The sequence below is a fragment of the Radiobacillus kanasensis genome, assembly GCF_021049245.1.
In the GTDB taxonomy this organism is placed as follows: Bacteria; Bacillota; Bacilli; order Bacillales; family Amphibacillaceae; genus Radiobacillus; species Radiobacillus kanasensis.
Genome location: NZ_CP088020.1, coordinates 1,586,449 through 1,608,116 on the forward strand (window position 1 = coordinate 1,586,449; position 21,668 = coordinate 1,608,116).

Genomic DNA, 21,668 nt, shown 5'->3' on the forward strand with positions numbered 1-21,668 from the left:
TATAACCAGACAGACAACTGCGTTACCCTTTCGACTTGTTATAGACATATACAGTATAACTAATCATTTATTTGATCATAAGGAGCACTTGTTCGAGCTTTTTAGTAATTTTAAAGGACCAAAATATCCGCGTCCCTCTCGAACTGTTACTTTTTATAAATATAGAGGACTGAATGTGCACAAACAACTTGTATCATTCCAGCGACGGTCTGACAAAAAATCGAAAAGCCTTACTAGTATTCTGCCGGAGCGTCCATTAAACTTCATAATCTTTTTTATTAATTACGTCGCATTTTATATCAATCATGAATGAAGAACCAACCATTGAAAAATAAATTTCAAGTTTCCTATCCTGATAATCGTTCATTTTAGAGTAGGAGGTTATATTTTTTCCTAGTCTCTTTTATATGTATCGAATCGGTGGCTGGAACTCTTGTTGTTTTAAAGCAATTTTTTGCTTCGGATTTAGAACACTGTAATAGGCGTTGGTCGCTCTTTCTTCCATTCTAGATAGGAGTGAGTTATCATTAGGCAATTTTGTGTATATCGGAACGGTCGCTTGTTTTTTTATTTGATTTAGATATTTTTGCCCATTTTTGGTCATTCCTAGCACTCGCACATAAGGGAACGAGCTAGAGGTTTTTATTTCTTCCATCTCTTGTTTGGTAGTATTCGTTATAATATGTGTACAAATCCGCTGGAGACGTGTCCATGTATAACGCTTCGTTTTTAATGCTTGCATCCATTCTTCAAAACTTATTGCAGATGCGATTGTTCGTTTTAATCGATATTCCAATCCTTCTTCAACACCGTGAATATTTTCAAGCTCAGTAAGCGACATCGTTTGAATACGGTATTGAAGGACGGAGAAATAATGGTCCCAGTTATGCCACATGCCGGTCTTTTGGTAATAATCGTGCAGCGCTTCTAATGTACTTGTAGGCATCGCTTGACTAGCTTTTTCCGTTATCCGTTGATTCTCTAGTAATTCCTTCCTTATACTCGTCGCGCTGGCTATCGAACTCGTAATAGTCTTTTGATGGAACTGATTACTTGTACGTTCAATGGTCATTGGACTAATCTGATAGCTGTGATCCTTGATTGCTTTCACGTAGCTGAACCCTAAAATATTGTTCGGGGAGGAAAGATCGACTGCACCTTCAGTTAAGCCAATGGACTGATAGGCACGTTTACTCGCCTCAGGAAAGGAAATACCTTCCGCTAGGTGACGATGAAGTTCTTCCTGGAACCGCTGTTTTTCATGATGTAATGTATCGTAAGCAGAAAGAAAGGCATCTATTGTTCCATGCTCACTTCCGAAACAAACGGATTGGCAAAACAGATGTTCTAAAGCGGTTACTGCACCGAATGAAAACAAGTCACTATGCTGAACGGCATAGGCATAGGGTAATTCAATGACAAGATCAACTCCTGATTGCAAGGCGATTTTCGTCCGATGAAATTTATCGATGATCGCAGGTTCCCCGCGCTGAAGAAAGTTTCCGCTCATGACGGCAATTATACAGGATGCTTTCGTCTCTTTTTTGGATTGAGTAAGATGGTATAAGTGCCCGTTGTGAAATGGATTATACTCTACGATTAAACCACAAGCTTCCACAATAACTCCCCCTTCCTAGGTCATAACAAAGCTCTATGGATTAGTTTACCAAATCCAGTACAATCGTGCATGGTGGATTTGAAGATGCTTTGGAGACTATGATAGGATAGACGGATAAGATGCCATAAATGGAATAGTATATGGTTATAATAGACTGTAAAGAAAAAATATTGACAAATTGGTTATTTCCTTTTAAAATAACCTTTGTTGCCTGAGGTGATAATCAATGAAATTTCCACTTCAAAAGTTTAAAGAGGATGAACCTCTTACCTTTGAAGACCATGTCGACATTTCGGATATCGTGGAAATGAATAATGACATTCGACGTATTGAACCCGTTCTTGTAAAAGGAAAAGCAATCCGGAGAGGAAATGAAATTACGTTTCAATTTTCTATTGACGGTGCCATGATCCTTCCTTGTGCAAGGACACTTGTTGATGTAAATTATCCTTTTCACATTGATGCACTGGAGATATTTTCTACATCTTCTTATTATCAAGAAGAAGATGAATCAGAAATTCATCCCGTCCATGGAGAAATGCTTGACTTAACACCATTTATAAAGGAAAATGTTTTATTGGAGGTTCCTTTTCGTGTGTTCTCTGATGAAGAAACAATGAAAGAGAACGCGTTAACCGAAGGGGAAGGATGGGAGCTTTCTACTGGTCAAAAGCAGGAAAAGAAAGTAGACCCACGTTTGGAAAAACTTAAAACATTATTACAAGACGAGGAAAAGGAAAATCGTTCGAGGTAAGCTACTCTACCTTTACCTTATTCCGTTTAGATAAGGACAGATTTTCGAACCGTGTTTGAAGGAGGTGTAAGACATGGCAGTACCTAAGAGAAGAACTTCCAAAAAAGTGAAAAACCAACGTCGTACCCATAAAAAATTACATGTACCTGGATTAATCGAATGTTCAAATTGTGGTGAACTTACTAAGCCACACCATGTTTGTAAATCATGTGGACAGTATGATGGGAAACAAGTAGTAGAAGCATAATATATCCGGAAAGATACCTGATTAGGTATCTTTTTTTGTATGTCTAAACTCTCTACTAATTCGATAAGAACGGAATCTAGTATAGATATAGTAGTCCAAAATGTTATTCGGACTGGAAAGATAAAAAAATTGTTAAAGTTTTATTCTATCATCCTGATAGTTTGCATACATTGATAGCAAACGGTTATTAGAGGAGGGATGAGGATGAATAATACAAGACAAGATGCCTGGAATCAGGAAGAGGATGTCTTACTAGCGGAAACCGTTTTACGATATATTAGGGAAGGGAAAACCCAACTAGAAGCATTTAAAGAAGTGGCTAAAAAACTATCCCGAACTCCTGCTGCATGCGGATTTCGCTGGAATGCATCGGTTAGAAAACAATACCAACAAGCTATTCAACTAGCGAAGAAAGATAGAAAACAAGGGGATGCCTTTACCATGTTTCTCCCACAGGAAGATGGAGTCAACCATGGAGAGGGTGCGCTAGATGCAGCTATTTCATTGTTAGAAAAAATGAAAGTGAGTTATTATTCGAGTGAACAAGATCAATCACTGGAAGAAAAACTAAACAATTTAAAGAAAGAGAATGAAAAACTACGGCAACAGGTTAAAAGATACGAAGATGCCTGGAATGAAATGGGGCAGCTTTGGCAATGGGTAGGTACGAAAAAAGACAGCCAGCCTAACTAACAAAGGACAACATGACATTCGGACTTATAAAAATTACGTTTCTACTCCATAAAGAAAACCCTTGCGACTAAAGCAAGGGTTTTTGTACGTTTAGGAAGGATCTTGTTCCTTAACACCTGATGGCATCCATATTAATGGGTTTTCCCCAAGGTCTCTTTCCATATTATATTTTGCTTTTTCAAAGCCCATTTTCTCCCAAAATCCATGGGAATTAATCCTAGGATTCGTTTTAATCGGTAAGGCCATATCTTTTGCAAAATCTACTAAGGCTTTTCCATATCCTTTGCCTCTATGATCAGGCAAAACCTCTAGCTTCCATAATTCTAAGTAGTCTTGAGAGGGTTCAAAATAATAGTTGTATCTTGCGTTTACTTTGTATAAACTCATTCTCGCAGCTAAAGCGTTCCCATAGTAAATACCAAAAAAAGGTGATTCGCTATCGTTTTCGATAATGTTACTTTCCAGATCCTCCATCATAGAGAGCTCTTGGTTTCCGTATTCCTTAAATCTTTTAAATTCCTCTAATGTTTTATAATTGACTAATAAACGTTCTACTTTTACCATATTGATACTCTTCCCCTTCCCTGAATGTTTCTTTCTTTTATCCATCATGAATACATGTAGGGTGAAAACGGTCCAGCATAATTAGGGGCCGTATTACCTTTGATATCCTGTTTCAGGAACTGTCCAGGATGTATCCCCTTACTTATTATAATATAAAAATTTTCAGAAAGAAATGAGTACTATCTTTAAATCGAAGTATTGCACGAATTTTATCGGATTATTAGATGAAAATTTGCTACAATTAGCTATTATAGAGGTTACGACAGGAGTGAGACGGTGAGAATTGGGATTATTGGAGGAGGGGCAGTAGGTTTGTTAACAGCCTATTTCCTGCGTGCACAACATGAGATAACGATATATGTGCGAAGAGAGGAACAGCGAGATGCGCTTTTAAACAACGGTGTATCCGTGCGACCTTATGAAGAAAATAGAGGGGTACAGATAGGCTTCCTAAAAGAGATAGCTGACCATGATATCTTATTGATTTGTGTGAAAAGCTATCAATTACAAGCTTTATTCCCTACACTGCAAACTATAAATTGCCCCATTATTTTTATGCAGAACGGAATGGGTCACATAAAATGGATAAAGGAAGCAAACCTTCAAGTTTCGATTGGTATCGGGGTTTTCGAGCATGGGGTTCGTAAAGTGAACGATGATACGGTTATACATTCAGGTGTTGGTCAAATACGAGTGAGTCCGTTTGAGGAAGAGGATGAAATCATACAGTCGTTCGTTCCTTTATTGGATCAAGATGCTTTTCCTTTTTATGCACAAGATGACTGGCGACGCGTCCTTCAGGAAAAGTTAATCGCCAATGCTGTAATAAATCCGATCACGGCACTTTTCCAAGCGGAGAATGGAACGATTCTTCAAATTCCCGAGCTAACATGGATGGCAAAGAAGTTATGTCAAGAAGCATCTAACAGGCTAGATTTGCCATGGGAAGAGCAGTGGAGCTATGTGAAACGTATTATAAAAAGTACAGAAAAGAACCGTTCTTCCATGCTAGTTGATATAGATCAAATGAGACAAACAGAGGTGGAGCAGATAAGTGGTTACCTCATGGAGAATAGTCAAGAAGATTTACCTTATACGAGCTTTATGTACCATAGTATCAAAGCTTTAGAGAGGCAGAAGAGAGGGAAAGACGGATGATAGAAGTTTTCTCCTATGTTATTGGGTTCTTAATTACGTTTCCTTTTCTCGTATCTCTACTCGTTTTTTTCGCGAGCTATACCTGGAATAAACAAGGGTGGAAATCGGTTCATCGAATGGTGCGTTATACGACGTTTCTTTATATTCTTGCCGTTGGTGTACTACTTCAAGATATTCTAGAACTCCCTGTGTTTGGTTTTCTTTTAATAGGTCTTCTTATTCTTTTATCTATTTTTTTAATTGTAGAACGAAATATAAATGGAGAGGTTGTCTTTTTACGAGCTTGGAAGATGTTTTGGAGATTTAGTTTTCTACTATTTTTCTTTCTATACATTTTGCTCGTTTTCTACGGCATTTTCGCCAGAGTTTTTCATCTATAAAACAAATAATGTGAATTCCTTTCTACTTTTATGTAAAATACCATTAGCATCACTCATAAAAAGGAGCACACACTTATGTGGATCGACCCTATAAAGCTACAGAATCAAAACAAACTTATACACGATTATCAAACTAACCAAAAGGACATTTTAGATTTTTTTGATTATGCTCCCCATAATGCCGAATCTTTTTCTCAAAGATTGGCTGAACTGAAGACTAGATCGTTTAAGCGTGAAGGGCTAGTCCAAGTACTCATGGAAATGAATAAAGAATGGGATGCTTCCGAAGCAACCCTAGCTAATATAAAACGTTTAAAGGATGAGAATAGTGTTGTTGTCATCGGTGGACAACAAGCCGGACTACTAACAGGTCCTTTATATACCATACATAAAGTTATTTCAATTATTCACCTTGCAAGAGTACAAGAAAAGAAGCTACATGTTCCTGTTATTCCGGTGTTTTGGATTGCAGGTGAGGACCATGATTTTGCTGAAATCAATCATGTCATGATGCCGCTACAAGGAAGAATGAAAAAGTATCGCACGCTTCAGCGGGCGGATCAAAAACGAGCTGTTTCCCAGCTTCATTTAGATAAAGAAAAAACAAAGCAGTGGGTTCAAATGGTTTTCGGTACGTTAACTGAGACAGAACATACCGCTGAGTTATATTCTTTATGTAATCAAATTATCGATCAATCAGAAACGTTTGTCGATTTTTTTGCTAAGCTTATCTTTTACTTATTTGAACAAGAAGGTCTTGTTCTAATGGATTCAAATGATTCGAGGGTCAGAAAGTTAGAATCAGATTACTTTCTGCAAATGATAAAGGAACAACCTAATATTAGTGGGGGTGTTTACCAAACCTTACGTCAATTGCAGCAAAGAGGTTATTCCGTATCTGTGGATGCGGAAGAAAATGATGGTCATTTATTCATTCAGTTAAATGGAGAACGGATCTTGTTAATTCGAAATGGTTCAGACTGGGTAGGGAAACAAGGGGAATGCCGCTATAGTCAAGAAGAAATGCTGGAGATTGCCCGAAATACACCGGAACTTTTAAGCAATAATGTTGTAACAAGACCCCTTATGCAAGAGCTGTTATTTCCTAGCTTGGCATTTCTTGGTGGACCAGGAGAGGTTGCTTACTGGTCTGTATTGCAAAATGCCTTTTATACGATGGACATGAAGATGCCTCCAGTGCTAACAAGGCTTTCTTTTACATTAGTAGATCATAAAATAAGGAAACTGTTAGATAAACATTTAGTGAGTGCAGGGGATGCTGTCAATAACGGGGTGCTACATGAGAAAACGAACTGGTTAGCCAGTCAAGCTTCGCCGCCGATTGAGCAAGTGGTCGATCAGGTTAAGTTAGCATTTGAACGGAATCATGCTCCTTTACGTCAGATCGCCAAGGACATGCGGGCGGATCTTGGGGAGCTGGCAGAAAAGAATTTGTTCCACCTGTTTCGAGAATTAGAATTCATGGAGGATCGACTGACACAAGCTTTTGAAGAAAAGCATCAGCATGTGCTGGAAGAATTTGATTCGGTGAATGTAGCACTACATCCTGAAGATGGATTACAGGAACGAATGTGGAATGTCATCCCATATTTAAATCTGTTTGGAAAAAGCTTTATTCAGGAAATCTTGCAGCAAGATTTTGATTACAAGCAAGATCATTATCTCATTTATCTATAGTCTCCACTTTAAACCACAATTGGATCAAATAGAGAAAACCACGATGTGCCGAATGGCATTTTCGTGGTTTTTTTGTGCGGAAATGGCCCGAACTCACCCCTATCCCCCACTTCATTATCCCTTCACACTCCTTGATACATAAGGGTTTGGAAAGGAACATAGAAAATATTAAAAAATAGGTGGTGGAAGGTGGGGGATTGTGGTACTATAGAAACAGAAAGTGGGGGCGGACTATATGTTTATGGGTGAGTTTCAACATAATATTGATACGAAAGGTCGCATTATCGTCCCGGCAAAGTTTCGCGAGGGACTCGGAGAGACATTCGTCTTAACTCGTGGACTAGATCAATGTTTGTTTGCTTACCCACAAAGCGAATGGAAAGTGTTAGAAGAAAAGCTTAAAAAACTCCCCCTAACTAAAAAAGACGCTCGTGCTTTTACTCGTTTCTTCTTTTCAGGAGCTATCGAATGTGAAGTGGACAAGCAGGGAAGAATAAATATCCCTGCACCACTAAGGAAATATGCAGCACTTGATAAAGAATGTGTTGTGATTGGTGTATCCAATAGAATTGAATTCTGGGCTACCAGCGAATGGGAAAACTATTTTGAAGAGTCTGAGGAATCTTTCACAGAGATTGCGGAAAATATGATGGACTTTGATATTTAGATCCCGACACAACCAAAAAAGCGGGTGAAGAAATGTTTGAGCATTATAGTGTATTAAATCAGGAAGCCGTAGAGGGCTTACATATTAAATCGAATGGAACGTATGTGGATTGCACGCTAGGAGCGGGCGGCCACTCTGAACGAATTGTCAAGCAATTGGGAGAAGGTGGCCGATTAGTTGCCTTTGATCAAGATTTGGATGCCCTACAAGCGGCAAATGAAAGACTTCAAGAGTATGAAGGTAAGATTTTATTTATACATTCAAACTTTCGAAATCTCAAGGCTAATCTACAAGAAAATCAGATTGATCAAGTCGATGGAATTTTATTTGATTTAGGTGTTTCTTCACCACAACTTGATCAAGCAGAAAGAGGGTTTAGCTACCATAACGAAGCAAGGCTGGATATGAGAATGGACCAGACCCAATCCTTATCCGCCTATGAGGTTGTCAATACATGGAGCTATGAACAGCTCGTTCGAATCTTCTTTCAATACGGAGAAGAGAAATTTTCAAAACAAATTGCGAGAAAAATAGAACAACAACGGGAACAAAGACAGGTTGAGTCGACACAAGAGCTAGTGGAGTTGATTAAGGAAGCAATTCCAGCCCCTGCGAGAAGGAAGGGTGGACATCCTGCTAAACGGATATTCCAAGCTATCCGGATTGCGGTAAATGATGAATTAGGAGCTTTTCACGATGCTCTACATCAAGCTGCTGAAGTTGTGAATGTCCAAGGAAGGATTTCTGTTATTACCTTTCATTCATTAGAGGATCGTTTATGTAAACAGGCATTCAAAAAGTGGAGTACAACTCCTCCCATGCCTAAAAACATTCCAATTATACCTGAAGAGATGAAGCCTCCATTTGACATGGTAACGAGGAAGCCTATCGTACCAAATGACAAAGAAATCGAAGAAAATAGAAGATCTAGATCAGCTAAACTACGAATCGTTGAAAAAGTAAAACCATGGAATGAAGAATTTACGTATCAAGAAGGGTGGAATAAATCGTGAGCGCAAGTGAAGCTAGAAACTGGCAACAATCATGGCAACAACAAACCAATCCAACAATCCATACAGAACCAGAACGTAAAGTAAAAGTAAAAATTAACAAAAAAAGATGGGTTACGACAGGGGAAAAAGTATTATATACTGTATGCAGTGCAATAGCGGTAACTGCGTTGTTTTTTATCGTTTCTTTTAGCATCTCTGTCGATTCTATAAATAGAGATGTCCAACAAATGGAACAACAGATGGATAAGCAACAGGTACAAAACGAAAACCTTGAATATAAGGTGAAAGAGCTTTCCAATCCTGACCGAATTCTTAAGATAGCAAAAGAAAATGGTCTCAAAATACAAAATGCAGAAGTGAAACAAGCTAGCACAATATCCAACTAGTAAGGTGGAGTTATGCAGTGAAAAAAAATAAAACGACTCATGTCATGTCCTCCATTCTTTTGGTGGTTTTTTCGGTTTTATTTTTAGTGCTTTGCGGAAGGTTCCTCTATATTCAAGGGACAGGGGAAGTTTCTGGAGTTTCCTTAGGTACGTGGGCAGATAAACAACGAACAAGCACGTACGAGATAGAGGCAAAGCGAGGAACGATTTATGACCGGAATGGAATGACGCTTGCTTATGATCGTGCTACATACCGTTTGCAAGCAATCGTCGATGAATCATATTCGGATAATTTAGAGGAGCCACAGCATGTTACGGATCCGCAACAAACAGCGGAAAAGCTGGCTCCTTTATTAAATATAGAAGTGGAAGAAATGGTCAAGACCATGAATGAGGGAATAGCGGAAGGTCAATTCCAAGTAGAGTTTGGTACGAAAGGGAGAGACTTAAGCCAGGGAACCAAAGAAAAAATTGAAGCATTAAAGCTTCCGGGCATTCAGTTTCAAGAAGAATCGATTCGCTATTACCCAAACGGACAATTTGCTTCTCGTGTAATAGGTTTAGCTCAGAAAAATGAAGATAGCAAAATATCTGGTGTAACCGGAATTGAACTAGAGATGGATGAATTACTTTCGGGAGAGAAAGGAAAGGTTTCCTATCAACGGGACAAATATTCTACCAAACTATTAGATCCAAAAGAAGTTATGGACGAGCCTGATAACGGAGATAATGTGTATTTAACGATTGATCAAAAGATTCAAACATTTTTAGAGGATGCTATGTCACAAGTAGCTGAACAATACAAGCCTGAGCGGATGTCGGCAATTGTGATGGATCCGAAAACCGGGCAAGTATTAGCGATGGCAAACCGCCCAAGCTATAACCCGAACGATATTGGAGATGTATCAAACTGGTACAATGATTCCATATCGAATCCGTTTGAGCCAGGGTCTACAATGAAAATATTCACGTTGGCTTCTGCTATTGCGGAAGGCGTGTGGAACCCAAATGACGTCTATAAGTCGGGGACATATAGCGTTCAGGGTGGTTCCATTAGTGACTGGAATACAGGATGGGGAACGATCTCTTATTTAGAGGGGATTCAGCGCTCCTCTAACGTAGGTGCTGCAAAACTAGCCTATGAAAAAATTGGACCAGAACGCTTCTTAGAGTATTTAAACGCTTTTGATTTTGATCAAAAGGCTAATATCGACTTACCTGGAGAAGTCGCTGGTCAAATCTTGTATCGATACTCGATTGAGAAAGTTACGACTGCCTTCGGGCAAGGTACTACAGTTACCCCTATTCAGCTCATGAAGGCCGCTACTTCCGTTGCTAATGATGGAAAAATGATGAAGCCTTATGTCATTTCGAAAATAGTGGATCCTAATTCAAACAAGGTAGTTCAAGAGACAAAACCGGAAGTGGTTAGCGAACCCATTACTGCCGATACCGCCAAGAAGGTTAGGGACATTTTAGAAACCGTTATTACTTCGGAGAATGGTACTGGTAAGGTGTATAAACTCAATGATTATACCGTAGCTGGAAAAACAGGTACAGCTCAAATTCCTGGTCCAGATGGCAAGTACTTAACCGGGGAAGAAAACTATGTGTTTTCCTTTTTAGGAATGGCTCCTAAGGAAGACCCAGAGCTCATGATGTATGTATCAGTTAAACAACCAACACTTAGCAAAAATGAAAGTGGGTCTGAACCGGTATCGTTTATCTTTAAAAATGTGATGGAAAATAGCCTTCATTATTTGAACATTAAGCCAGACCAAGAGGATAATGGAAACATTTCAACAGTCGAAGTACCTAACCTGACGAATCAATCCGTAGCGAGCGCAACCGACCAATTGTCTAAATTAGGATTTAAAGTTTCGACCATAGGAAATGGTCAAACGGTTACAGGTGTTTATCCACAGGCAGGAGTGACTGCTCTTCCGAATGAGAGAGTCTTGCTGTTAACGGATCAACCAACCGTCCCGGATATGAAGGGGTGGTCCGTGCGTGATGTCTTAAAATTTAGCTCATTAACAGGTATGAAGGTCGATACAATGGGGACAGGATTTGCCATTAAGCAAAGTATTCAAAAGGATACTCCGATAAAATCAGACGGCTACCTTGTCGTAGAATTTGCACCACCCAGTTACGTAAAAGAGGCAGAAGAATCTTCTCCTTCTCCTGAAACAACTGAATAAGGCTATATAGAACAGTGTTCTAATCGTTTTGGCTCGTTCATATATTGGATACAAGCATACTTGTGTAATAAGGAGATGTCATATGAAACGGGTATCCAATGTAACGCTACGAAAACGATTAGTCACTGTTTTTTTATTAGGAATGGTTATCTTTTTAGTCATCATCGTCCGGCTAGGTTACGTCCAGTTTGTGATCGGTGACTGGTTAACAGATAAAGCGGAAGAATCCTGGAGCCGGGATATTACTTTTGAACCAGAACGAGGTAAAATACTAGATCGCAATGGTGAGGTGTTAGCAGGCAATGTGTCTGCACCAACGGTTATGGCAGTCCCGAGTCAGATTGATAATCCAGATGAAGTAGCGGGTCGTCTTGCCGAAATATTGGACATGTCTAAGGAAGCTGCCTATAAAGAGGTTACGAAGAAATCTAGTATTGTAAAAATTCACCCACAAGGAAGAAAGATTTCAGAAGACAAGGCAGATGCTATAAATGCCTTGGACATGCAAGGCGTGTACATAGCGGAAGACTCCAAACGAAATTACCCAAAAGGAAGCTATTTATCTCACGTTCTTGGCTTTAGTGGAATCGATAACCAAGGACTAATGGGACTAGAAGCTTACTATGATGACCGGTTAAATGGAGAAAAAGGAAGTTTGTCTTTTTATTCGGATGCTAAAGGTCATAAAATGGAGAATATTGCCGATGTATATAAGGCACCCGAGGATGGACAGAACTTGAAACTAACGATTGATTCACGAGTTCAGACGATTATGGAAAGAGAATTAGACCTTGCTGTTTCCAAGTATAATCCAGATGGAGCAATGGCTCTAGCGGTAGATCCTGACACTGGGGAAGTGCTTGGAATGTCGTCTAGACCAACATTTGATCCGGAAAATTATCAGAATGTAGATTCCGAAGTCTATAATCGAAATTTGCCAGTTTGGAGTACCTATGAGCCTGGTTCTACCTTCAAAATTATTACGTTAGCTGCAGCACTTGAAGAAGACTTAGTAGACTTGCATAAGGATGAATTTACTGACGATGGTTCAATCGAGGTGGACGGCACAACCCTTCACTGCTGGAAAAGTGGTGGGCATGGACACCAGACGTTTATGGAAGTGGTTCAAAATTCATGTAACCCTGGTTTTGTTAAACTAGGAGAAAAACTAGGTACAGAAAGACTGTTTTCTTATATTGATGATTTTGGCTTTGGTCAAAAAACAGGCATTGATTTGCAAGGAGAGGCAAAAGGGATCATGTTCTCAGAAGAAAACAGAGGCCCTGTAGAAACTGCGACGACTGCATTTGGGCAAGGGGTTTCGGTAACGCCAATCCAACAAGTCATGGCCGTGTCTGCAGCCGTAAACGGAGGCTACTTATACGAGCCGTATATCGCTAAAGAATGGGTTGATCCAGTATCGAACGAGGTTGTGGAGAAAAATGAGCCGAACAGGAAACAACGCGTTATAAGTGAAGCGACGTCAAAAGAAATTCGAAAGGCGCTTGAAAACGTAGTTGCGAAAGGTACTGGTGGAAGTGCTTATGTTGAAGGATATCGCGTTGGAGGAAAAACCGGTACGGCACAGAAGGTAGGACCAGACGGAACCTATATGGAAAATAATCATATCGTATCTTTTATGGGATTTGCACCAGCAGATGATCCGGAAATCGTTGTCTATGTTGCGATTGATAATCCGAAGGGAACCGTCCAATTTGGTGGTGTCGTCGCAGCTCCTATTGCAGGGAATATAATTGGAGATAGCTTACGAGCGCTAGGTGTAGAGAAAAGAGATAATGGCGTGGAAAAGGAATACAAATGGCCGGATCAACCATTAGTAGAAGTTCCGGACCTTGTTGGAAAAACAAAGAAAGATCTTCAGCAATACTTAACAAACTTAGGGATTGAAGCAAGTGGAGATGGAAAATATGTCACCAATCAAGCACCAGAAGCCGGAGTCAAGATTCAACAAGGAGAGACAATAAGACTGTACTTCTCTGATGAAAAACCGGATAAGACCGACGATAAAAAAACAGATGAAAATTAACATTCGATTCGTTACTAAACTCGTACTTCTGTTATAATGAATTAATGTCTTATTAAATTTAAAAAACTAGGAAGTGTCCGATTTTGAATTTGAAGGAATTGTTATCAGATATTTCATTTTTTACCACTACTAAATCGATCGATGATGTAATCATACAAGGAATGGAAATGGATTCTAGACAAGTAAAGCCGGGCTCCCTTTTTATTTGCATACCTGGTCATATGGTAGATGGACATGATTTTGTGGAGCAAGCCGTTCAAAATGGCGCGGTCGCTATTTTAGCTGAAAAACCCGTATCTGTGGATGTGCCAGTTGTTATCGTCCCTGATACACCACGCGCATTAGCCATGGTAGCAAACCGATATTACAACCAACCGACACATGACCTCAATCTAATTGGAATAACGGGAACGAATGGAAAAACTTCGATTACGTACTTATTAGAGGCTATATTCAAAGAAGCCAAACAAAAAACAGGCTTAATTGGTACGATTCAAATGAAAATAGGGGAGGAGAGCTTTCAGGTGAAGAATACAACACCTGACGCTCTTTTCCTACAAAAAAGCTTTGCAGAAATGCGTGAGAAACAGGTGGAGTCAGCTTTTATGGAGGTGTCTTCGCATGCGCTTGTCATGGGAAGAACCTTTGGGTGCGACTTTAATATCGCTATTTTCACGAACTTGACGCAAGACCATCTAGATTACCACAATACGATGGAGGAGTACTTGCACGCCAAAAGCTTGCTCTTCTCGCAATTAGGAAACAGCTATAAGGAAAATCCAAAATATGCAATCATAAATAGAGATGACCCGCATAGCCTTACATTAATTAAGAGTACTGCACAACAGGTGCTTACGTATGGAATTAATAGTGAGCATTTAGATATTCAAGCGGCAAATGTTAACTTGGATGCAAATGGGTCCAGCTTCGATTTACGTACCCCTATTGGAAGTATTTCAATCAAAAGTAAGCTTATGGGAACCTTTAGTGTGTACAATATGCTAGCGGCTGCTTCAGCGGCAATTTGTTCTGGTGTGTCTTTGGATACGATTAAAAAGGCTCTAGAATCCACGACTGGAGTTAGAGGTCGATTTGAACCGGTTGTAAATGGTCAATCCTTTGGTGTCATTGTAGATTACGCTCATACTCCAGATTCTTTAGAAAACGTTTTGCAGACAGTAGAATCTTTTGCAAAAGGAAAAGTAATCGTAGTTGTTGGATGCGGAGGGGATCGGGATCGTATAAAACGTCCGATTATGGCGAAAACGGCAGTCGATTATTCTGATCTTGCCATCTATACCTCTGATAATCCACGCACGGAAGACCCTAAGCAAATTTTAGAGGATATGGTGGAAGGCCTAGAGGCACATGAACACCAATATAGGGTTATCGAAAATAGGAAAGAAGCTATTCACTATGCTATCGAACATGCCAAAGGGGACGATATAGTCGTTATCGCAGGAAAAGGACATGAGACTTATCAAATCATAGGAGATCAAACGTATGATTTCGATGACCGTGAAGTAGCAAAGCAAATGATTCAAAAAACTTTAGGTAAGGGGAAATAAAGGCATGCTTTTTTCTACAAGCTTTCTGAACGAACTTTTTCCAGAAAACAAAGGTGCCGTTCACATCAATCTTTCTTTTCATGAAGTAGCAACAGATAGTAGAAAGAAAACCAAGAAGTCGCTGTTTGTTCCTCTAGTGGGGGACAATTTCGATGGTCATGATTTTTTGAAAGATGCCTTTAATAATGGGGCGGTAGGTGCCCTTTGGCAAAAAGACAAATCATTGCCAAGATTTTTACCAACAGACTTCCCAGTTTATTTCGTGGAGGATACGCTAGAAGCACTCCAGCGATTAGCTTCTCAATACCGGTTGGAAATTAACCCAAAGGTGATTGGAATTACAGGCTCCAACGGAAAAACAACTACAAAAGACATGGTTGGAACGGTATTAACCAGTGCCTATAACACCCACCGAACAAAGGGAAACTTTAACAATCATATCGGTCTGCCACTTACCATTTTATCGATGCCGAGAGACACCGAAGTACTGGTTTTAGAAATGGGCATGAGTGACTTTGGTGAGATTCAAAAATTATCGGAAATTGCGAAACCGGACTATGCCATCATTACAAATATTGGAGAGTCCCATATTGAATACCTAGGATCTAGGGAAGGGATTGCACAAGCGAAAACAGAGATTGTGGCAGGGATGGCCAGTGAGGGTCGGTTATACATAGATGGGGATGAACCATTGTTAAAAAACTTAGATTCCACATCCTTGACAGTGATTTCGTGTGGTTTTGGTCCTAATAATTCGATTGTTTTGGATGCTATTACCATGGATTCGGATTATACCGATTTTCAAATTGCTGGTGAGGCGTTTCGTCTTCCTATGTTAGGGAAGCATAATGTGAAGAATGCATCCTTTGCTATCTCAATCGCAAAGGATTTAGACGTGTCTATGGAACAAATAAAGAAAAGCTTACTTTCATTAAAAATATCAGGAATGAGATTTGAAAAACTCCAAGGATTAAATGGATCTACCTTAATAAACGACGCCTACAATGCTTCTCCTACATCTATGAAAGCAGCTATTGAAGTGATAACAGAACTAGCTCAGTATGAGAAAAAGATCCTCGTGTTAGGAGATATTTTTGAGATTGGGGAAACATCGAAACCATTACATCGTTCGGTTGCTGAGGCTATAACAGACGATATTGATATGGTTCTCACGATGGGGAAAGATGCTTCAGAAATAACCGATCAAGTACAAATTGAATTTCCAAAAACGTATGCCAAGCATTGCACAACAGAAGAAGAAGTTCTAAAGGAATTACAGCCAGTCCTACAAGAAGGAACAATCATATTATTTAAAGCATCCCGCGGTATGAAATTTGAAAAGATGGTCGAACAGCTACAGGAGTAGTATGATTGGACGGGTATTGCAGTAAGGAGGATACTAGGAAATGAGTGTATATGTATTAATTGTAACAATAGCTATTGCATTTTTAATTACCGTCCTAATCTCCCCCATTTTCATTCCCTTTTTAAGAAGGTTGAAATTTGGACAAAGTATTAGGGAAGAGGGACCAAAATCCCATCAAAAAAAGACAGGCACTCCAACTATGGGAGGAGTCATGATCTTAGTAAGTATAGCAGTAACCACGTTGGTTATGACGAGCAAATTTAATCCAAACCCAATTAGTACTGACATAATTTTACTTTTAGTTGTCTTATTAGGGTATGGATTATTAGGATTTTTAGATGATTTTATTAAAGTTGCCTTGAAACGAAATCTTGGATTAACCTCCATGCAAAAGTTAATCGGTCAATTAATTATCGGAATTATTTTTTATATCACATTAGTACAAAATGACTTCCCAACCTACATCCAGATTCCTGGGACGAGTATTCAATGGGATCTAGGATGGGGGTATGCGTTACTTGTTGTATTTATGCTTGTTGGGGCTTCTAATGCGGTAAACTTAACAGATGGCTTAGATGGACTCCTCGCCGGAACAGCAGCCATAGCCTTTGGAGCTTTCGGTATATTAGCTTGGTACGGGTTTCCACAATTTGAAATTACGATTTTCTGTTTAGCAGCAGTTGGAGCTCTATTAGGTTTTCTTGTCTTCAATGCCCATCCTGCGAAAGTATTCATGGGAGATACTGGTTCATTAGGGCTAGGTGGAGCCATTGCGGCGGTTGCTATTCTGACAAAGCTCGAAGTCCTACTCATTGTGATCGGTGGGGTTTTTGTATTAGAAACACTTTCGGTTATTATTCAAGTTATTTCCTTTAAGACAACTGGAAAAAGAGTGTTTAAGATGAGCCCGTTGCATCACCATTATGAGTTAATGGGTTGGTCCGAATGGCGTGTCGTAACGACGTTTTGGCTAGTTGGACTTCTGTTTGCAACGCTCGCAATTTATATTGAGGTGTGGATAAATTGAACAAATTAGAAGAATTTCCCTATCAACATATATTAGTTTTAGGTTTGGCGAAAAGTGGGAAAGCAGCAGCTAAGCTGTTACATGCTAGTAATAAAACGGTACGAGTGAACGACTACCGAGCTACACCGGCGGATTTGGACGTGCAGGAGTTAGAAGGGCTTGGCATGGAGGTTATCACAGGAGGACATCCTCTAGAGGTACTAGATAACATCGATCTTATCGTAAAAAATCCAGGTATTCCGTACCATAATCCGATTGTTCAAGAAGCTGAAAGGCGTTCGATTCCGATTATTACGGAAATAGAACTTGCTTCACGCCTCGCTCCACATGATGTCATCGGCATCACTGGTTCCAATGGAAAAACAACCACTACAACGCTTATTTTTCAAATGTTGGAGGAAAGTCATTGTCCAGCTAAAATTGCTGGGAACATAGGTAATGTGGCAACAGAAGTTGCTCAAACGGTGAAACCAGACGAGACCATGGTAATGGAGCTCTCTTCCTTTCAACTGCTAGGAATTCAAAGCTTTAAACCAAAGGTGGCCGTTTTATTAAATATATTTGAAGCTCATTTAGACTACCATAAAACGATGGATCATTATACGGGTGCAAAAGCTAATCTTTTTTATAACCAAGATGAAACGGATTATCTCGTGTACAATATGGATGATTCTTTAGTGTGTGAAATGGTGAAACATGCAGCTTCTACGAAAGTTCCTTTTTCTACAAAACAAAAGGTTCCGAATGGTGCTTGGTGTGACGACCAGGATTTGTATTTCCAAGAAGAAAGAATTATCTCCTTAAGGGATATTGTTCTTGTCGGCCAACATAACCTAGAAAATATTCTTGCAGCTGTGAGTGCTGCAAAGTTAAGTGGAGCAACTAATGAAGGGATTCAGCAAGTGCTGACGACCTTTACTGGTGTCAAACATCGTCTACAATTCGTGAAAAATGTCCATGATCGTAGTTTTTATAACGATTCCAAAGCGACAAATATTTTAGCCACATCGAAAGCATTATCTGCCTTTGATAAACCGACTATTCTTTTAGCTGGTGGATTAGATCGTGGAAATGACTTTGATGAATTGGCTCCTTATTTAAACCATGTGAAAGCTGTCGTACTATTTGGAGAGACAGCGCCAAAGTTAGAAAAATTAGCGCGTTCTATAGGAATAGAGTCTATAGAATTCGTCGATAATGTTAAACATGCCGCTCAAAAAGCGTATCAGCTATCAGAACCAAATGATGTCATCCTTCTTTCACCAGCATGTGCAAGCTGGGACCAGTACAAAACTTTTGAAGATAGAGGAGACATGTTTGTGGAAGCTGTGCATACATTAGAATAGGGGGCTTGTTTACATAGCCCCACGTTCCAATGTTTTTTGGGAAATGGGGTGTTTTTTTGTTTAAATCAAAGAATAGGTCGCAACATGCACCGGATTTATTCTTAACAATCCTTATATTTGCGTTATTGTTAATTGGAGTTGTGATGGTGTATAGCTCATCAGCCATATGGGCGGACTATAAGTTTGGAGATTCCTTTTATTTTGCTAAGAGACAATTGCTTTTCGCGGGGTTAGGGATTGCAGCCATGATGTTAGTGATGAACATTCCCTATTCGACTTGGCAAAAGTACGCAAAACCGATCATCATTATTTGTTTTATTTTGCTTTTAGCGGTTCTAATACCAGGTGTAGGGATGGTTCGTGGAGGAGCTCGAAGTTGGATAGGGGTAGGTGCGTTTAGTATCCAACCTTCGGAATTTATGAAGCTAGGTCTTATTATATTTTTAGCCAGTCATTTAGCAAATAATCAAAAATATATTACTTCATTCAAAAAAGGATTTTTCCCAACCTTGCTACTCGTTTTTGTCCCATTCGGTTTTATTATGCTTCAACCGGACTTAGGAACCGGAGTCGTGTTGGTTATGACTTGTATGATTATGATTTTTGTAGCGGGTGCGAGGATCTCTCACTTTGTAGGATTAGGGATTTTAGGGGTTGCTGGATTTTTAGGATTAATTATCTCCGCACCTTATCGAATCAATCGAATCACGGCATTCTTAAATCCGTGGGAGGATCCACTTGGAAATGGGTTTCAGATTATTCAATCCTTATATGCAATCGGTCCTGGTGGTTTAATGGGTATGGGACTTGGACAAAGCCTTCAAAAATTCTTTTATCTGCCTGAACCACAAACAGATTTCATTTTTGCTATTTTAGCGGAGGAATTAGGCTTTATTGGCGGTACCTTCGTTCTTCTCTTATTTTTGCTCCTTTTATGGAGAGGAATTCGAGTTGCTTTAGCCGCACCAGATGCCTATGGAAGTTTACTTGGATTAGGGATCATCGGGATGATTTCCTTACAGGTTATGATTAATATAAGTGTTGTGATTGGGTTGATTCCTGTTACCGGAATTACTTTGCCATTCTTAAGCTATGGTGGTTCTTCTCTGACGCTAACGTTATGTTCGGTTGGGGTTTTACTAAATATAAGTCGATACGCTAAGCTTTAAAAGGGAAGCCTTTCTCCACGTGGAAGAGAGGCTTTTTTCTATGTACGACATCAGCATGTATAAATTGGTTCCCATTTTGAAAGAAAATTAAAATTGATAGATTGCGACGTAACTCTAATTAGAAATTTATTGAAAGAATGATGAAGTGAAGCTTGATGCCGCGCTACGGCAGAATACTCCGCTTTCCACGGGTACGGCCTCAGCCTCCTCGCTCGCACAGATCGCTCACTGTGGGGTCTTCACCTCGTGCTTTCCCGCAGTCATTCATGTATCGCGAAAACAGCTATACACCACAGAGAATGAAAATAGTTATTGTGTGGCTATACTGATGCTACGGCTGGATGAGGAAGGTCGAGACTCCTTGGTGCGTGAGAGCCCTACCCGCAGTCTGACTCCTTCGACCACGGTGCATCACAGACTGTTGCTCCTTTTAAGGGAAGCACTCATGGTAGATTAACCCTATTCTGGTTGTTGCGCCAGCCTCCATTATTATTTGCCGTAGAAAGGATGTTTTCAATGGATGTAATCATTGAGAATGCTTGTGGTATGGATGTCCACAAGGATACCATTACCGCTTGTGCCATTACAACAGAAGGAAAGGAGATTGAAACTTTTTCAACTAAAACCATATATCTAATTGAGTTGGTGGACTGGGTGAAGAAACATAAGTGTACCCATGTGGCAATGGAAAGTACAAGTGTCTACTGGAAACCCATTGTCAATCTACTAGAAGCAGAAGATATTGAATATCTAGTTGTGAATGCTCAACACATTAAGGCTGTCCCCGGGCGTAAAACGGATGTGAAAGATGCCGAATGGATAGCCAAATTACTTCGTCACGGTTTACTTAAAGCTAGTTTTATTCCTGATCGAAACCAACGAGAATTACGTGAACTTGTTCGTTATCGTCGAAGTATTATTGAAGAGCGTGCCAGACAATATAATCGGATTCAAAAAGTGTTAGAAGGAGCTAATATCAAACTTGGTTCAGTTGTTTCTGACATTATGGGAGTTTCTGCTCGTGATATGCTTCGATCCATATCCGAAGGAAATGATGATCTCGAAGAGTTAACAACCTTTGCGAGAGGAGTAATGAAGAAGAAAAAGGATGAATTGAAACTCGCACTTCAAGGGTATGTTCAAGAACACCAACGGTTCATGATAAAAACGATTCTAGATCATATCGATTTCCTGACGGATCAAATCGATAAACTAGATAAAGAGATAGCGAAAAGGATGGAAGACTCTCAAGAAGATATAGACCGTTTAGATTCCATTCCTGGTATTGGGAGAAAAATGGCGGAACAAATGCTTGCAGAGCTTGGTACAAATATAAAGGAGCAATTTCCTACTGCACCTCAAATGTGTTCATGGGCTGGATTAGTTCCTGGAAATAACCAAAGTGCTGGAAAACGTAAATCTTCTAAAACGTTGAATGGAAACAAGTACCTTAAATCAGCACTGATTGAAGCAGCTCATTCTGTTCGAGGATCCAAAAACTACCTTGGTGCACTTTACCGGCGAACAGCTTCACGTAAAGGTAAAAAGCGTGCAGGAATCGTTGTAGCTCATGCGATATTACGAATCTCCTATTATCTCTTAACACGAAAAGAAATGTATGTAGATTTAGGAGAAGATTACTTCGACAAACAAAGACAACAATCCGTTGTTAAGCATTCACTACGAAGATTAGAGAGTTTAGGTTACACAGTGACAATTGTGGAACCAAAAGTGTCTTAAAATTAATCTCCAACTTCATTAGATCT

19 protein-coding genes are annotated in these 21,668 nt (G+C 39.6%); 17 read left to right on the forward strand and 2 right to left on the reverse strand.

Annotation, left to right across the window (positions count from 1 at the left end; genetic code table 11):
* Positions 1-403: 403 nt before the first annotated feature.
* A complete protein-coding gene (locus KO561_RS08325; protein WP_231096648.1) occupies positions 404-1,618 on the reverse strand; it encodes a nucleotidyltransferase in 1,215 nt (404 codons plus the stop codon).
* Between the two features lie 226 nt (positions 1,619-1,844).
* Between KO561_RS08325 and KO561_RS08330 the strand changes: the two genes are divergently transcribed.
* From KO561_RS08330 to KO561_RS08340, 3 genes are all read left to right on the forward strand, one after another.
* A complete protein-coding gene (locus tag KO561_RS08330; protein WP_231096649.1) occupies positions 1,845-2,372 on the forward strand; it encodes a YceD family protein in 528 nt (175 codons plus the stop codon).
* A 73-nt stretch (positions 2,373-2,445) separates the two neighbouring features.
* Entirely contained in the window at positions 2,446-2,619 is a 174-nt protein-coding gene (rpmF, locus tag KO561_RS08335) for a 50S ribosomal protein L32 (RefSeq protein WP_143893305.1), read from the forward strand.
* A gap of 204 nt (positions 2,620-2,823) precedes the next feature.
* Positions 2,824-3,312 (forward strand): RsfA family transcriptional regulator, encoded by a 489-nt coding sequence (locus KO561_RS08340; protein WP_231096650.1) that lies wholly within the window; start codon positions 2,824-2,826, stop codon positions 3,310-3,312.
* Positions 3,313-3,402: 90 nt separating this feature from the next.
* Here the strand turns inward: KO561_RS08340 and KO561_RS08345 are convergent, their stop codons facing one another.
* Complete coding sequence (locus tag KO561_RS08345; RefSeq protein WP_231096651.1) at positions 3,403-3,876, reverse strand: N-acetyltransferase; 474 nt, start codon at positions 3,874-3,876, stop codon at positions 3,403-3,405.
* A gap of 276 nt (positions 3,877-4,152) precedes the next feature.
* On the opposite strand from KO561_RS08345, the gene KO561_RS08350 reads away from it, so the two are divergent.
* From KO561_RS08350 to KO561_RS08415, 14 genes are all read left to right on the forward strand, one after another.
* Positions 4,153-5,034, forward strand: a complete 882-nt coding sequence (locus tag KO561_RS08350) for a 2-dehydropantoate 2-reductase (RefSeq protein WP_231096652.1) — start codon at positions 4,153-4,155, stop codon at positions 5,032-5,034.
* Positions 5,031-5,414 (forward strand): DUF3397 family protein, encoded by a 384-nt coding sequence (locus KO561_RS08355; RefSeq protein ID WP_231096653.1) that lies wholly within the window; start codon positions 5,031-5,033, stop codon positions 5,412-5,414. The genes KO561_RS08350 and KO561_RS08355 overlap by 4 nt, the downstream gene beginning before the upstream one ends.
* Before the next feature lie 75 nt (positions 5,415-5,489).
* Positions 5,490-7,112, forward strand: a complete 1,623-nt coding sequence (bshC, locus tag KO561_RS08360; protein WP_231096654.1) for a bacillithiol biosynthesis cysteine-adding enzyme BshC — start codon at positions 5,490-5,492, stop codon at positions 7,110-7,112.
* A gap of 235 nt (positions 7,113-7,347) precedes the next feature.
* Positions 7,348-7,779 carry a division/cell wall cluster transcriptional repressor MraZ gene (mraZ, locus tag KO561_RS08365; protein ID WP_231096655.1) on the forward strand — a complete coding sequence of 144 codons (432 nt, stop codon included), beginning with the start codon at positions 7,348-7,350 and terminating at the stop codon, positions 7,777-7,779.
* 32 nt (positions 7,780-7,811) lie between these two features.
* Positions 7,812-8,792 carry a 16S rRNA (cytosine(1402)-N(4))-methyltransferase RsmH gene (rsmH, locus tag KO561_RS08370; RefSeq protein WP_231096656.1) on the forward strand — a complete coding sequence of 327 codons (981 nt, stop codon included), beginning with the start codon at positions 7,812-7,814 and terminating at the stop codon, positions 8,790-8,792.
* Positions 8,789-9,178: a cell division protein FtsL gene (gene ftsL, locus KO561_RS08375; RefSeq protein ID WP_231096657.1), complete on the forward strand. Its 390-nt coding sequence runs from the start codon at positions 8,789-8,791 to the stop codon at positions 9,176-9,178. The genes rsmH and ftsL overlap by 4 nt, the downstream gene beginning before the upstream one ends.
* Before the next feature lie 17 nt (positions 9,179-9,195).
* Complete coding sequence (locus tag KO561_RS08380) at positions 9,196-11,379, forward strand: penicillin-binding protein (RefSeq protein WP_231096658.1); 2,184 nt, start codon at positions 9,196-9,198, stop codon at positions 11,377-11,379.
* 82 nt (positions 11,380-11,461) lie between these two features.
* Positions 11,462-13,426 carry a stage V sporulation protein D gene (locus KO561_RS08385; protein ID WP_231096659.1) on the forward strand — a complete coding sequence of 655 codons (1,965 nt, stop codon included), beginning with the start codon at positions 11,462-11,464 and terminating at the stop codon, positions 13,424-13,426.
* 83 nt (positions 13,427-13,509) lie between these two features.
* The gene (locus KO561_RS08390; RefSeq protein WP_231096660.1) at positions 13,510-14,994 is read left to right on the forward strand and encodes a UDP-N-acetylmuramoyl-L-alanyl-D-glutamate--2,6-diaminopimelate ligase; all 1,485 of its coding nucleotides are present in this window, start codon (positions 13,510-13,512) and stop codon (positions 14,992-14,994) included.
* A 4-nt stretch (positions 14,995-14,998) separates the two neighbouring features.
* Positions 14,999-16,360 (forward strand): UDP-N-acetylmuramoyl-tripeptide--D-alanyl-D-alanine ligase, encoded by a 1,362-nt coding sequence (locus tag KO561_RS08395; protein WP_231096661.1) that lies wholly within the window; start codon positions 14,999-15,001, stop codon positions 16,358-16,360.
* A gap of 40 nt (positions 16,361-16,400) precedes the next feature.
* On the forward strand, positions 16,401-17,387 hold the full coding sequence (gene mraY / locus KO561_RS08400) for a phospho-N-acetylmuramoyl-pentapeptide-transferase (protein WP_231096662.1): 987 nt from the start codon (positions 16,401-16,403) through the stop codon (positions 17,385-17,387).
* Positions 17,384-18,733: a UDP-N-acetylmuramoyl-L-alanine--D-glutamate ligase gene (gene murD, locus KO561_RS08405; protein ID WP_231096663.1), complete on the forward strand. Its 1,350-nt coding sequence runs from the start codon at positions 17,384-17,386 to the stop codon at positions 18,731-18,733. The genes mraY and murD overlap by 4 nt, the downstream gene beginning before the upstream one ends.
* A 56-nt stretch (positions 18,734-18,789) precedes the next feature.
* Entirely contained in the window at positions 18,790-19,902 is a 1,113-nt protein-coding gene (gene spoVE, locus KO561_RS08410; protein ID WP_408004853.1) for a stage V sporulation protein E, read from the forward strand.
* Positions 19,903-20,418: 516 nt separating this feature from the next.
* Positions 20,419-21,642 carry an IS110 family RNA-guided transposase gene (locus tag KO561_RS08415; protein ID WP_231093844.1) on the forward strand — a complete coding sequence of 408 codons (1,224 nt, stop codon included), beginning with the start codon at positions 20,419-20,421 and terminating at the stop codon, positions 21,640-21,642.
* The last annotated feature ends 26 nt before the right edge of the window (positions 21,643-21,668 follow it).